At 71.2% G+C, this 12,759-nt stretch carries 12 protein-coding genes; 2 read left to right on the plus strand and 10 right to left on the minus strand.

The window, feature by feature from the left end; genetic code table 11:
- Window positions 1-83: 83 nt before the first annotated feature.
- On the minus strand, window positions 84-815 hold the full coding sequence (locus tag SGLAU_RS26845; RefSeq protein WP_043505083.1) for an SIR2 family NAD-dependent protein deacylase: 732 nt from the start codon (window positions 813-815) through the stop codon (window positions 84-86).
- 78 nt (window positions 816-893) lie between these two features.
- On the opposite strand from SGLAU_RS26845, the gene SGLAU_RS26850 reads away from it, so the two are divergent.
- On the plus strand, window positions 894-1,091 hold the full coding sequence (locus SGLAU_RS26850) for a type II toxin-antitoxin system VapB family antitoxin (RefSeq protein WP_043505084.1): 198 nt from the start codon (window positions 894-896) through the stop codon (window positions 1,089-1,091).
- Window positions 1,092-1,123: 32 nt separating this feature from the next.
- Here SGLAU_RS26850 and SGLAU_RS26855 read toward each other — a convergent pair whose 3' ends face one another.
- Together SGLAU_RS26855 and SGLAU_RS26860 are read right to left on the minus strand one after the other, a co-directional pair.
- The gene (locus SGLAU_RS26855) at window positions 1,124-1,618 is read right to left on the minus strand and encodes an NUDIX domain-containing protein (protein ID WP_043505086.1); all 495 of its coding nucleotides are present in this window, start codon (window positions 1,616-1,618) and stop codon (window positions 1,124-1,126) included.
- Between the two features lie 95 nt (window positions 1,619-1,713).
- A complete protein-coding gene (locus tag SGLAU_RS26860; protein WP_052413901.1) occupies window positions 1,714-2,814 on the minus strand; it encodes an ADP-ribosylglycohydrolase family protein in 1,101 nt (366 codons plus the stop codon).
- Between the two features lie 192 nt (window positions 2,815-3,006).
- On the opposite strand from SGLAU_RS26860, the gene SGLAU_RS26865 reads away from it, so the two are divergent.
- Window positions 3,007-4,164, plus strand: coding sequence for a glycerate kinase (locus SGLAU_RS26865; RefSeq protein ID WP_078957914.1), 1,158 nt, complete (start codon window positions 3,007-3,009; stop codon window positions 4,162-4,164).
- Between the two features lie 394 nt (window positions 4,165-4,558).
- Here SGLAU_RS26865 and pssA read toward each other — a convergent pair whose 3' ends face one another.
- The 7 genes from pssA to ccrA form a co-directional block, all read right to left on the minus strand.
- Window positions 4,559-5,410, minus strand: coding sequence for a CDP-diacylglycerol--serine O-phosphatidyltransferase (gene pssA, locus SGLAU_RS26870; protein ID WP_043505089.1), 852 nt, complete (start codon window positions 5,408-5,410; stop codon window positions 4,559-4,561).
- Entirely contained in the window at window positions 5,397-6,053 is a 657-nt protein-coding gene (locus SGLAU_RS26875; RefSeq protein ID WP_078957915.1) for a phosphatidylserine decarboxylase, read from the minus strand. Before SGLAU_RS26875 ends, pssA begins: the two co-directional genes overlap by 14 nt.
- Window positions 6,054-6,224: 171 nt before the next feature.
- A complete protein-coding gene (locus SGLAU_RS26880) occupies window positions 6,225-7,430 on the minus strand; it encodes an acyl-CoA dehydrogenase family protein (protein WP_043505092.1) in 1,206 nt (401 codons plus the stop codon).
- Between the two features lie 2 nt (window positions 7,431-7,432).
- Window positions 7,433-7,945 carry a MaoC family dehydratase gene (locus SGLAU_RS26885; RefSeq protein ID WP_043505093.1) on the minus strand — a complete coding sequence of 171 codons (513 nt, stop codon included), beginning with the start codon at window positions 7,943-7,945 and terminating at the stop codon, window positions 7,433-7,435.
- 4 nt (window positions 7,946-7,949) lie between these two features.
- The gene (locus SGLAU_RS26890; RefSeq protein WP_052413902.1) at window positions 7,950-8,966 is read right to left on the minus strand and encodes an HpcH/HpaI aldolase/citrate lyase family protein; all 1,017 of its coding nucleotides are present in this window, start codon (window positions 8,964-8,966) and stop codon (window positions 7,950-7,952) included.
- Window positions 8,963-10,990 carry a protein meaA gene (locus tag SGLAU_RS26895; protein ID WP_043505094.1) on the minus strand — a complete coding sequence of 676 codons (2,028 nt, stop codon included), beginning with the start codon at window positions 10,988-10,990 and terminating at the stop codon, window positions 8,963-8,965. The genes SGLAU_RS26890 and SGLAU_RS26895 overlap by 4 nt, the downstream gene beginning before the upstream one ends.
- Window positions 10,991-11,000: 10 nt before the next feature.
- The gene (ccrA, locus tag SGLAU_RS26900; RefSeq protein ID WP_208869009.1) at window positions 11,001-12,338 is read right to left on the minus strand and encodes a crotonyl-CoA carboxylase/reductase; all 1,338 of its coding nucleotides are present in this window, start codon (window positions 12,336-12,338) and stop codon (window positions 11,001-11,003) included.
- Window positions 12,339-12,759: the final 421 nt, after the last annotated feature.

The raw sequence follows: 12,759 nt of genomic DNA on the forward strand, positions 1-12,759 counted from the left end.
GGTCTCGCGAGGGGGAGTACCACTACGAGGCGCACGGGCTCCGTGGCGGCGCCTGACGCGGCACGGGCCGGGGCCGGCCGGCCCTACGCCGACTGTCCCACCCGGCGCAGCAGGGCGGGCAGGGCCGTGCCGATCGGGTCCCTGATCACCTCGTCGGCCAGCTCGTCGTACGGCGTCGGCTCGGCGTTGACGACGATCAGGCGGGCGCCGTGGTCCGCGGCGACGCCCGCCAGGCCCGCGGCGGGCTGCACCTGGAGGCTGGTGCCGGCGGCGATGAAGACCTGGCAGGCCTTCGTGACGGCGACGGCGTCGCCGAGCACCACCGGGTCGAGCCGCTCGCCGAACATCACCGTCGCCGGTTTCAGGATGCCCCCGCACTCCCGGCACGGCGGATCCGGCTCCCCGGCCTCGACCCGGGCCAGGGCGTCCTCCATCGGACCGCCCGCGTGGCACGCCGTGCAGACGTACCGGCGTGCCGTGCCGTGCAGTTCGAGGACCTTGCGGTCGGGCATCCCGGCGAGCTGGTGCAGACCGTCCACATTCTGGGTGATCACCCGCACCGGCACCCCGGACCTCTCCAGTTCCGCCACCGCCCGGTGCGCGGCGTTCGGTTCGGCCCCCAGGGCCCCGGCGTCCCGTCGCATCAGCCAGGAGCGGCGGCGGATCTCCGGGTCGCCCATGTAGTACTCGTACGTCACCAGCTTCTCGGCCTCGGGGTCGCGCCGCCACAGCCCCTGGGGGCCGCGGTAGTCGGGGATGCCGGAGTCGGTCGAGACACCGGCGCCGGTCAGCAGGGCGACGAGGGGCTTGCTCATGCCGCCGAGCGTAGGGCGGGCCCGCAGGCCGGGGCGAACGGATATCCGGGAGGCGGAGCGCGGTGCTAGGGTCCGCGCATGGCCAAGGTCAATGTCTCGCTCGACGCCGAACTCGTCGTGGAAACCATGGTGCTCGCCGGTGTCGGCAGCCCCCAGGACGCCGTCGAGCTGGTCCTGCGCGACTACATCGAGCGCGGGCACCGCACCGAGGCGAGGCTCGTCACCCGTGACGAGGCGCTGCGCGAGGTCGACGTCAAACCCCGCGAGGAGGGCTGAACCCCACCCGCCGGGCCCGCACCGCCGGACACTCACCCCACCCGGTGCCCGTTCTCCAGCTCCGCCGTTCCCGAGCCCTCCGCCAGGACGTCCAGCGCGGCCAGCACCCGGCGGCCCAGCGCGCCCAGCAGGTGGGCGGTCAGCTCCTCGCGGGGCACCAGCCGCCAGGACAGCAGCTCCTCCTCCTGGAGCCGGATCGCCTTCAGGTCGTCCTCGGTGAGCACCCCGCCGTCGTAGAGGTACGCCACCAGCGGCGGCCGGTCCGGGCCGTGCACCCAGTCCACGGCGAGCAGCCGCCCCAGCGGACGGTCCAGGCCGATCTCCTCGGCGGTCTCCCGGCGGGCGCCCTGGCGCGGGGTCTCGCCGTCGTCGGACTCGACGGTGCCGCCCGGCAGCGCCCAGCCCTCGCGATAGTTCGGCTCGACGAGCAGCACCCGCCCCTCGGCGTCCCGGAAGAGCGCGGCGGCCCCGGCGAGGACCCGGGGCAGTCCGGCGATGTACGCGGCGAAGTCAGGAGTGTCGGTCATCCTGGAAGGGTAACCAGCGCGCCCGTACGCGCCGCCGCTCGGCGATGCCACGCACACCGCAGCGCCGGGGCCGCGCCCCCGCACCCGGCGCGTGGTCAGTGCGCGGACTCCGCCAGCCGCAGGGTCCGCTCCGCCAGTTCGCTGATCCGCACCCCGTCGAAGCCGAAGACCGCGCTGCGCACCGTGTCCCGCAGCGGCTCCGTCCACTGGGCCGGTATGGCGCGCGCCCCGTTCAGCACCCCGGCCACCGAGCCCGCCGTGGCCCCGTTGGAGTCGGTGTCCAGACCGCCGCGGACGGTGAGCGCGATGGTGCGGGTGAAGTCGCCGTCGCCGTAGACCAGTCCCGCCGTGAGCACCGCCGCGTTCGGCACCACGTGGATCCAGTGCGCCCCGGCCGTCTCCTCGGACACCGTCGCCAGGGTGTCCTCCCAGGTCATCCGGGTGTCGTGGAGCGAGATCACCCGCCGCACGGTACGGGCCAGCCGGCTGCTCGCCGGGACGACGGCCAGGGCCGTGTCGAGGGCGTCGCGGACAGTGGGCGCGGTGAACGCGGCGGAGATCAGCGCCGCCGCCCACATCGCGCCGTACACGCCGTTGCCGGTGTGCGACAGCACCGCGTCCCGGCGGGCCAGCGAGGCCGCCAGGCGGGGGGCTCCGGGGCAGGTCCAGCCGTGGATGTCGGCGCGGATGAGGGCGCCGATCCACTCCTGGTAGGGGTTGTCGTACGTCGCGGTCAGCGGCGGCCGCAGCCCGTTGGCGAGGTTGCGGTAGGCCGCGCGTTCCGCCGTGAAGGTCTGCAGGTACGGCAGCCGCAGCAGCCACAGGTCGCCGACCTGCTCCGTGCTGAAGCCGAAGCCTCTGGTCTCCAGCAGGTGCAGGCCGAGGATCGCGTAGTCCACGTCGTCGTCGCGGCAGCTGCCGTCGACACGGCCCCGGACGCACGCGCGCCACTCCGGGCGCAGCGCGGGCAGGCCGTCCGCGCCGGCGGGGGGCTCGGGCAGGTAGTCGGTCAGCGGCAGGGCGTCGGCCTCGCGCAGATAGCGGTCGATGCGCTCGCGCGTCCACACCTCGCCCTGCTCGACCGGCTTGCCCAGCATGTTGCCCGCGATCCGGCCGAGCCAGCCGCCCAGGATCCGGTCGGCCAGGCCGGGGCCGGCGGTGGCGGGGGAGGGCGCGTGGGTGCCCACGGAGGTCATGGGTCCCGGGGTACCCGATTCCGGCCGCTTCCACCGGGACCCCGCCCGCTCGCCCGGCGTTCCCGCCGGCCGGCCGCACGGTGTTCCACCCTCCGGGCAGGGGCATGACGGCGGGGGCTCGCTGAGGTTATGGTCGCAGCGGCGCGACTGCCTTGACGTGGGCAAGGCTCGGAGAGCAAGGGGAAAAGCAAGGTGGCTGACGCTGCACAGGACGGCGCCCGCAGGGTGCTCGTCGCCGCGGACAAGTTCAAGGGCTCGCTGACGGCCGTACAGGTCGCCGAGCGGGTCACCGCCGGGCTGCGCCGGGTCGTACCGGACGTCGTGGTCGAGGCGATGCCCGTGGCCGACGGTGGCGACGGCACGGTGGCCGCGGCGGTCGCCGCCGGGTTCGAGCGCCACGAGGTCCGGGTGACGGGACCGCTCGGCGACGAGGTGACGGCCGCCTACGCGCTGCGCGGGGACACCGCGGTCGTGGAGATGGCGGAGGCGAGCGGGCTGCAGCGGCTGCCCGAGGGCGTCTTCGCCCCGCTCACCGCCTCCACGTACGGCTCCGGGGAGCTTTTGCGCGCCGCACTCGACGCCGGGGCCCGCACGATCGTCTTCGGTGTCGGCGGCAGCGCGACGACGGACGGCGGCGCGGGCATGCTGGCCGCCCTCGGGGCGCGCTTCCTGGACGCCGGCGGGGAGCCGGTCGCGCCCGGCGGCGGGGGCCTCGCCGCCCTCGCTTCCGCGGACCTGTCCGGCCTCGACCCGCGCCTGGCCGAGGTCGAATTGGTGCTTGCCAGCGACGTCGACAACCCGCTGACCGGTCCCAAGGGCGCGCCGGCCGTCTACGGCCCGCAGAAGGGCGCCTCGCCGGACGACGTGGCCGCACTGGACGCGGCGCTCGCCCACTACGCGAAGGTGCTCGCCGGGACGCCCGGTGCCGGTGCGAAGGCTGCGGAGTACGCGGAGGCGCCCGGCGCGGGCGCGGCCGGGGGCATCGGCTATGGCGCGCTGCTCGTCGGGGCCCGGTTCCGGGCCGGCATCGAGGTCATGCTGGAGGTGCTCGGGTTCGCCCCCGCGCTGGAGCGGGCCGACCTGGTGATCACCGGTGAGGGCTCGCTCGACGAGCAGACCCTGCACGGCAAGGCGCCGGCGGGCGTGGCCGCGGCGGCGCGGGCGGCCGGCAAGGAGGTCGTCGCGGTGTGCGGGCGGCTCGCCCTGGCGCCCGAGGTGCTGGGCAGCGCCGGGATCCGGCGGGCCTACCCGCTGACGGAGGTCGAGCCGGACGTGGCGAAGTGCATCGCCGAGGCCGGGCCCATCCTGGAGCGGGTGGCGGAGTCCATCGGCCGGGACTTCCTGCGCTGAGGCCGGGGCGGGTGTTCTCCGCCCCCGCCGCCCTCACCCTTCCCGTCCCGGGGGCTGCCGCCCCCGAACCCCCGCTCCGGCCCTGCACGGGCCTCGTCCTCAAACGCCGGACGGGCTGATCGGGTACCGCCCGCGCGGTCCCGCTGCGGTTCAGGACGGGTCTGCGTGCCCAGGGCCGGGCAGGCCCCGCCCGGGGACCCCGCTTGGGCCCTGGGCGGGTCTGCGTCCCAGGAGCCGGGCCGGCGACCGGGGCGTCGCCCCGACCCCCCTTGCGGTCCCCTGGACAGGGCGCCGCCCTCGAACGCCGGCGGGCTCTCGCGTGCCCGCCCCGGGATGCGGGAAGGCCCCGGACCGTGAGGTCCGGGGCCTTCGTCGTCGTGCGTCCGCTGCGACGTTACGGCAGCTGCGCCGCCCGCGCCTCGCGGCGGTTGTCGCGGAAGTTGTTCACCCGGCGGGCCGTGGCGAACAGCGGGATGACCGCGCCGAGGACCAGCTGGAGCGCGCAGCCGGCCTGGAGGAGCAGCTGGCCGCCGGGGGCGTCGAAGGCCCAGGCGGCGAGCAGACCCATCGCGGAGACGATCCAGGACAGCATCGCCACCGCCAGCGGGCCGCGCGGCTTCGGGTACTCGACCCGGCTGACCATCAGCCACGCCGTGCCGATGATCGCCAGCAGCGTCGCCTCGAAGGGCAGCTCCAGCAGCACGATGGAGACCACCGTGAGCGCGCCGAAGGGGCTCGGCATGCCCTGGAACGTGCCGTCCTTCACCGTCACGCAGGAGAATCTCGCGAGCCTGAGCACCACCGCCAGCAGCACGACGATCGCGCCGACCGCCGCCACCCGCTGGTGCGCGTCGTTCGCGACCATGCCGTAGACCAGGACGAAGTACGCCGGAGCCAGGCCGAAGCTGATCAGGTCGGAGAGGTTGTCCAGCTCGGCGCCCATGGGGGAGGAGCGCAGCTTGCGCGCCACCAGGCCGTCGAACAGGTCGAAGACCGCCGCGCACAGCATCAGGATCACCGCGGTGGCCGCGCTGTGACGGGCCATGCCGGTCTCCTGGCTGCCCGTGAGGTGCGGGATCAGGATGCCGGTGGTGGTGAAGTACACGGCCATGAAGCCGCAGGTGGCGTTGCCGAGGGTGAGGGTGTCCGCTATCGACAGGCGGAGCGAGAGCGGCATCTCCTCCTCGTCGTCCTCGATGGCCTCGGGGACCCAGCCCGGCTGCGCCTCCGGATCAGTCACGGTCAATGCGAGTCACCCCAGCCACTGTCTTCTGGCCGACCTCCACCGCGACCTCCACGCCCTCGGGCAGGTACAGGTCGACCCGGGAGCCGAAGCGGATCAGGCCGATCCGCTCGCCCTGCTCCACCTTGGTCCCCTGCGGGACGTAGGGGACGATGCGACGGGCGACCGCGCCGGCGATCTGGATCATCTCGATGTCGCCCAGCTCGGTGTCGAAGTGCCACACGACCCGCTCGTTGTTCTCGCTCTCCTTGTTGAAAGCGGGAACGAAGCCGCCCGGGATGTGCTCCACCGACGTCACCGTGCCGGCCAGCGGCGCGCGGTTGACGTGGACGTTGAGCGGGCTCATGAAGATCGCGACGCGGGTCCGTCCGTCCTTCCACGGCATGATGCTCTGCACCACACCGTCGGCGGGCGAGATGACCCGGCCCGTGGCGATCTCGCGCTCGGGGTCGCGGAAGAACCACAGCATCCCCGCCGCGAGCGCGGTGGCGGGAACGGCGACGGCCTTGGCGGCGCCGGAGCGGCGCGCCTTGGCCAGGCTGAGGGCTGCGGTGGCGACGGTCGGGAGAAGCCACGGCGATGCTCCGCGCGCGAGGCGTACGCCGGCTCGGCTGTCGCGAGGTGCAGAGGTTTGGCTGTGGGGCATGGATGACCTTCGTAGCGGATGATGCCGCGCTTCTGACGGGGGGACGGCGGCTTTCCCGCGATCGTAGCGGCTAACCGCCACAACTGGGTAAGTCAGGAAGCCGAGTCGGCGGCCGAAGAGTGCCTACGGGGTGTGATCTTCTTCTCGAAGAAAACACCCCGTTCCGGGCAATCAGCCCTGGAATCGATACTCTTCGAGCAGCCTCCGCCCGATGATCATTTTCTGGATCTCGGCGGTACCTTCACCGATGAGCAGCATCGGGGCCTCCCGGTAGAGGCGCTCGATCTCGTACTCCTTGGAGAAGCCGTAGCCGCCGTGGATCCGGAAGGCATCTTCCACGACCTCCTTGCAGTACTCGGAGGCGAGGTACTTCGCCATCCCTGCTTCGAGGTCGTTTCGCTCCCCGGAGTCCTTTTTGCGCGCTGCGTTCACCATCATCGCATGAGCGGCCTCGACCTTGGTAGCCATTTCGGCCAGCTTGAACTGGATCGCCTGGTGCTGGGCGATCGGCTTGCCGAACGTGTGACGCTGCTGGGCGTACCGGACACCCAGTTCGAAGGCGCGCTGAGCGACCCCGCAGCCACGCGCCGCGACGTTGACGCGCCCGACCTCGACGCCGTCCATCATCTGGTAGAAACCGCGTCCGGTGACGCCGCCGAGCACCCGGTCGGCGGGAATCCGCAGGCCATCCATGATGAGCTCGGTGGTGTCGACCCCCTTGTAGCCCATCTTGTCGATCTTGCCCGGGATGGTCAGGCCGGGGCGGACCTGGCCGAAGCCGGGCTCCTTCTCGACCAGGAAGGTGGTCATCGACCTGTGGGGCGCGGTGCCCTCGGGGTGTCCTTCATCACTTCGCACCAGAACGGCCACCAGGGACGACGTGCCGCCGTTCGTGAGCCACATCTTCTGGCCGGTGAGGACGTACTCGTCGCCGTCCCTCACCGCCTTGGACGTGATCGCCGACACATCCGAGCCGAGGCCCGGCTCGGACATCGAGAAGGCGCCGCGGATGTCGCCGGCCGCCATCCTCGGCAGGAAGTGGTCCTTCTGCTCCTGCGTGCCGTGCTGCTTGAGCATGTACGCCACGATGAAGTGCGTGTTGATGATGCCGGAGACCGACATCCAGCCGCGGGCGATCTCCTCCACGCACAGCGCGTACGTCAGCAGCGACTCGCCCAGCCCCCCGTACTCCTCGGGGATCATCAGACCGAAGAGGCCGAGCTCCTTCAGGCCGTCCACGATCGCTTGCGGGTACTCGTCGCGGTGCTCCAGCTCCGTCGCGACCGGGATGATCTCCTTGTCCACGAAGTCGCGGACCGTGGAGAGGATCTCCCGCTGGACGTCCGTGAGGCCGTGGGTCTGGGCGAGGCGGGCCATGGTTACTTCTCCTGCTCCTCGAGCTGGGGGCGGCCCGGCTGCTCGCCGCCGCGCTCCTTGATGTACGTCTCGGTCGGCACCATCACCTTGCGGCGGAAGACGCAGACCAGCGTGCCGTCCTGCTTGTAGCCCCTGGTCTCGACGTGGACGATGCCGCGGTCGTCCTTCGACTTCGACGGCCACTTGTCGAGCACGGTCGTCTCGCCGTAGATCGTGTCGCCGTGGAAGGTCGGCGCCACGTGCTTCAGCGACTCGATCTCCAGGTTGGCGATCGCCTTGCCGGAGACGTCCGGCACGCTCATGCCGAGCAGCAGGGAGTAGATGTAGTTGCCGACCACCACGTTCTTGCCGAAGTCGGTCGTCCGCTCGGCGTAGTTCGCGTCCATGTGGAGCGGGTGGTGGTTCATGGTGAGGAGACAGAACAGGTGGTCGTCGTACTCCGTGACCGTCTTGCCCGGCCAGTGCTTGTACACCGCGCCGACCTCGAACTCCTCGTAGGTGCGTCCGAACTGCATGGCCCTACGCCTCCGGGATCTCGAACGTGCTGGTGCGCGTCATGCCGGCGGCACGGCCCTTGCCCGCGATGACCAGCGCCATCTTGCGGCTGGCCTCGTCGATCATCTCGTCGCCGAGCATCGCGGAGCCCTTCTTGCCGCCCGCCTCGGACGTGTAGTAGTCGTACGCGTCCAGGATCAGCTCGGCGTGGTCGTAGTCCTCCTGGGAGGGCGAGAAGACCTCGTTGGCGGCGTCGACCTGGCCGGGGTGCAGCACCCACTTGCCGTCGAAGCCGAGCGCGGCGGCGCGGCCGGCGACCTCGCGGAAGCCGTCGACGTTGCGGATCTGGAGGTAGGGGCCGTCGATCGCCTGGAGGTCGTTGGCGCGGGCGGCCATGAGGATCTTCATCAGGATGTAGTGGTAGGCGTCCGCCGGGTAGCCGGGCGGCTGCTCGCCCACGACCAGCGACTTCATGTTGATGGAGGCCATGAAGTCGGCCGGGCCGAAGATGATCGTCTCGATGCGCGGGGAGGCCTGCGCGATCTCGTTGACGTTGTTCAGGCCCTGCGCGTTCTCGATCTGCGCCTCGATGCCGATCCGGCCGACCTCGAAGCCCATCGTCTTCTCGATCTGGGTCAGCAGGAGGTCCAGCGCCACGATCTGCTGCGCGTTCTGCACCTTCGGCAGCATGATGCAGTCCAGGTTCGGCCCGGCGCCCTCGACGACCGTGACGACGTCGCGGTACGTCCACTCGGTCGTCCAGTCGTTGACGCGCACCACCCGCGTCTTGCCGGTCCAGTCGCCCTCGTTGAGGAACTTCACGATGGTGTGCCGCGCCTCGGGCTTGGCCAGCGGGGCGCAGGCGTCCTCCAGGTCGAGGAAGACCTGGTCCGCCGGGAGGCCCTGGGCCTTCTCCAGGAAGCGCGGGTTCGAGCCCGGCACCGCCAGGCAGGAACGCCGGGGGCGAAGGCGGTCGACAGAAGGGCGCGCGGCGGAGCCGCCCGCTGGAAGGGCGGTGGTGGGCGACGGGTGGGCGGTCATGCGGGGACCTCCAGGGGGTCGAGCTTGTTCGCTGTGCGGATCTCGTCGACGATGCGGCCGATGATCCCGGTGATGTCGAAGTCCTTCGGGGTGAAGACCGCGGCCACTCCGGCGGCCCGCAGCTGTTCGGCGTCACCGCTGGGGATGATGCCACCGGCGATCACCGGTATATCTGTGGCACCGGCCACACGCAGCCGTTCCAGCACGTCCGGGACCAGCTGGGCGTGCGAGCCGGACAGGATGGACAGGCCCACCGCGTGCACGTCCTCGGCGAGCGCGGCGTCCACGATCTGCTCCGGGGTGAGCCGGATGCCCTGGTAGACCACCTCGAAGCCGGCGTCGCGGGCCCGCACGGCGATCTGCTCGGCCCCGTTGGAGTGCCCGTCCAGGCCGGGCTTGCCGACCAGGAAGCGCAGCTTGCCCACGCCCATCTCCTGGGCGGTCAGCTCCACCTTGCGGCGCACCAGGGCCAGCGTGGAGCCCTCCTCGGCCGCGATCGCCACCGGCGCCGACGACACGCCCGTGGGGGCGCGGAACTCGCCGAACACCTCGCGCAGGGCCCCGGCCCACTCGCCGGTGGTGACGCCGGCGCGGGCGCACTCCAGGGTGGCCTCCATGAGGTTGCCGGTGCCCTGGGCGGCCTCCTTCAGGCGCTCCAGCGCCTTGCAGGGGCGCGGGTGGTTGAAGGGCGGCTGGTAGCGGGTGTCGCGCCAGTTCCGCAGCGACTCGACGACCCGGGCCTCGACGGCCGGGTCGACCGTCTGGATCGCGGTGTCCAGGTCGGCGGTGAGCGGGTTCGGTTCGGTCGTCTCGAAGATGTTGACCCCGACGATCTTCTCCTGGCCGGACTCGATGCGCGCCCGGCGCTCGGCGTGCGAGGCGACCAGCTGCGACTTGAGGTAGCCGGACTCGACGGCCGCCATCGCGCCGCCCATCTCCTGGATCCGCTCGATCTCCGCGAGGGCCTCGGCGACGAGCTCGCCGACCTTCGCCTCGATCACCGTCGAGCCCTCGAAGATGTCGTCGTACTCCAGCAGGTCGCTCTCGTAGGCGAGCACCTGCTGGATGCGCAGCGACCACTGCTGGTCCCAGGGGCGCGGCAGGCCCAGCGCCTCGTTCCAGGCGGGCAGCTGGACGGCCCGGGCGCGGGCGTCCTTGGACAGCGTCACGGCCAGCATCTCCAGCACGATCCGCTGGACGTTGTTCTCCGGCTGCGCCTCGGTCAGCCCGAGGGAGTTGACCTGGACGCCGTAGCGGAAGCGGCGCTGCTTGGGGTTCTCGATGCCGTACCGCTCGCGCGTGATCTTGTCCCAGATGCGGCCGAACGCCCGCATCTTGCACATCTCCTCGACGAAGCGGACGCCCGCGTTGACGAAGAAGGAGATGCGGGCGACGACGTCGCCCATGCGCTCCTGCGGCACCTGGCCGGAGTCGCGCACGGCGTCGAGCACGGCGATCGCGGTGGACATCGCGTACGCGATCTCCTGGACCGGAGTGGCGCCCGCCTCCTGCAGGTGGTAGCTGCAGATGTTGATCGGGTTCCACTTGGGCATGTGGGAGACCGTGTACGCGATCATGTCCGTCGTCAGGCGGAGCGACGGGCCCGGCGGGAACACGTGGGTGCCCCGGGACAGGTACTCCTTGACGATGTCGTTCTGGGTCGTGCCCTGGAGCCTGGTGATGTCCGCACCCTGCTCCTCCGCCACGACCTGGTAGAGCGCCAGCAGCCACATGGCCGTGGCGTTGATGGTCATCGAGGTGTTCATCTGCTCCAGGGGGATGTCCTGGAACAGCCGGCGCATGTCACCGAGGTGCGCGACGGGCACCCCGACCCGGCCGACCTCACCGCGGGCGAGGATGTGGTCCGGGTCGTAGCCCGTCTGGGTCGGCAGGTCGAAGGCGACCGACAGACCCGTCTGGCCCTTGGCGAGGTTGCGCCGGTACAGCTCGTTGGACGCCTCGGCCGTGGAGTGACCGGCGTAGGTCCGCATGAGCCACGGCCGGTCCTTCTGACGCTCAGTCATACGGCGCCTCTCAGATGTTCCGGAAGCGGTTGATGGCGTCGAGGTGCTTGGCGCGCATCTCGTGGTCGCGCACGCCCAGGCCCTCCTCGGGGGCGAGGCAGAGCACGCCGACCTTGCCCTGGTGCACGTTGCGGTGCACGTCGTGGGCCGCCTGGCCGGTGTCCTCCAGGGAGTACACCTTGGACAGCGTCGGGTGGATCTTGCCCTTCGCGATGAGCCGGTTGGCCTCCCATGCCTCGCGGTAGTTGGCGAAGTGGGAGCCGATGATCCGCTTCAGCGACATCCACAGGTAGCGGTTGTCGTACTCGTGCAGGTAGCCCGAGGTGGAGGCGCAGGTGGTGATGGTGCCGCCCTTGCGGGTGACGTAGACGCTGGCGCCGAAGGTCTCGCGGCCGGGGTGCTCGAAGACGATGTCGATGTCCTCGCCGCCGGTGAGTTCGCGGATGCGCTTGCCGAAGCGCTTCCACTCCTTCGGGTCCTGGGTCCGCTCGTCCTTCCAGAACTTGTAGCCCTCGGCGTTGCGGTCGATGATCGCCTCGGCGCCCATCGAGCGGCAGATCTCCGCCTTCTGCGGGCTGGAGACGACACAGATCGGGTTGGCGCCGCCGGCCAGCGCGAACTGGGTGGCGTACGAGCCGAGGCCGCCGCTCGCGCCCCAGATCAGCACGTTGTCGCCCTGCTTCATGCCGGCGCCGTTGCGGGAGACCAGCTGGCGGTAGGCGGTGGAGTTCACCAGGCCCGGCGCGGCGGCCTCCTCCCAGCTCAGGTGGTCCGGCTTCGGCATCAGCTGGTTGGACTTGACCAGGGCGATCTCGGCGAGGCCGCCGAAGTTGGTCTCGAAGCCCCAGATGCGCTGCTCGGGGTCGAGCATGGTGTCGTTGTGGCCGTCGCTGGACTCCAGCTCGACCGACAGGCAGTGCGCGACGACCTCGTCGCCCGGCTTCCAGGCGTTGACGCCGGGGCCGGTGCGCAGCACGACGCCGGCGAGGTCGGAGCCGATGATGTGGTACGGCAGGTCGTGGCGCTTGGCCAGCTCGTTGGTGCGGCCGTAGCGCTCCAGGAACCCGAAGGTGGACAGCGGCTCGAAGATCGAGGTCCACACCGAGTTGTAGTTGACCGAGGAGGCCATCACGGCCACCAGGGCCTCGCCCGGGCCCAGCTCGGGCAGCGGCACCTCGTCCAGGTGCAGCGACTTGCGGGGGTCCTTGTCACGGGTGGGAAGGCCCGCGAACATCTCCGTCTCGTCCTTGTGGACGGTGATCGCCCGGTAGGACTCGGGCAGCGGCAGGGCGGCGAAGTCGGCCGAGGTGGATTCGGGCGACTGGATCGCGTCCAGGATGTCCTTCACGGTCACGGTGTTGCCTCCGGCGATGCGCACCCTGAGGGAGGGGTGCTGAGGGTTACGTCGGTGCTGCTGAGGGTGAGGGTTTCGGGTGCCGTCGGTTCGGCGGGTGGTGCTTCGGCAGCGCTTTGTGGCGCGGGAGGGTGCCTGTGACGCAGGCGTCCGGGCGCGCGGGCCATGGGCCCGCGGGGACAGTCGCCGCACTGTGATCGGGTGCGCCGGCCGCCCGGACACCCTCAACGTATGGCACGCCGTGTCAGGTGACAAGGCACTCGGTGCCAGAAGTTGCTCTCAGATGAATTCTTTACTTGACAGATGAGCGATGATCGATCGAACGGGCTCGGAAAGCCTCCCGAAAACCGCCTCCGACATGCCAAAACGGCCACCCCGAAGGGTGGCCGTCATCACACGGGGAAGGACCGTCCCC

The organism is Streptomyces glaucescens (genome assembly GCF_000761215.1).
Lineage (GTDB): Bacteria > Actinomycetota > Actinomycetes > Streptomycetales > Streptomycetaceae > Streptomyces > Streptomyces glaucescens_B.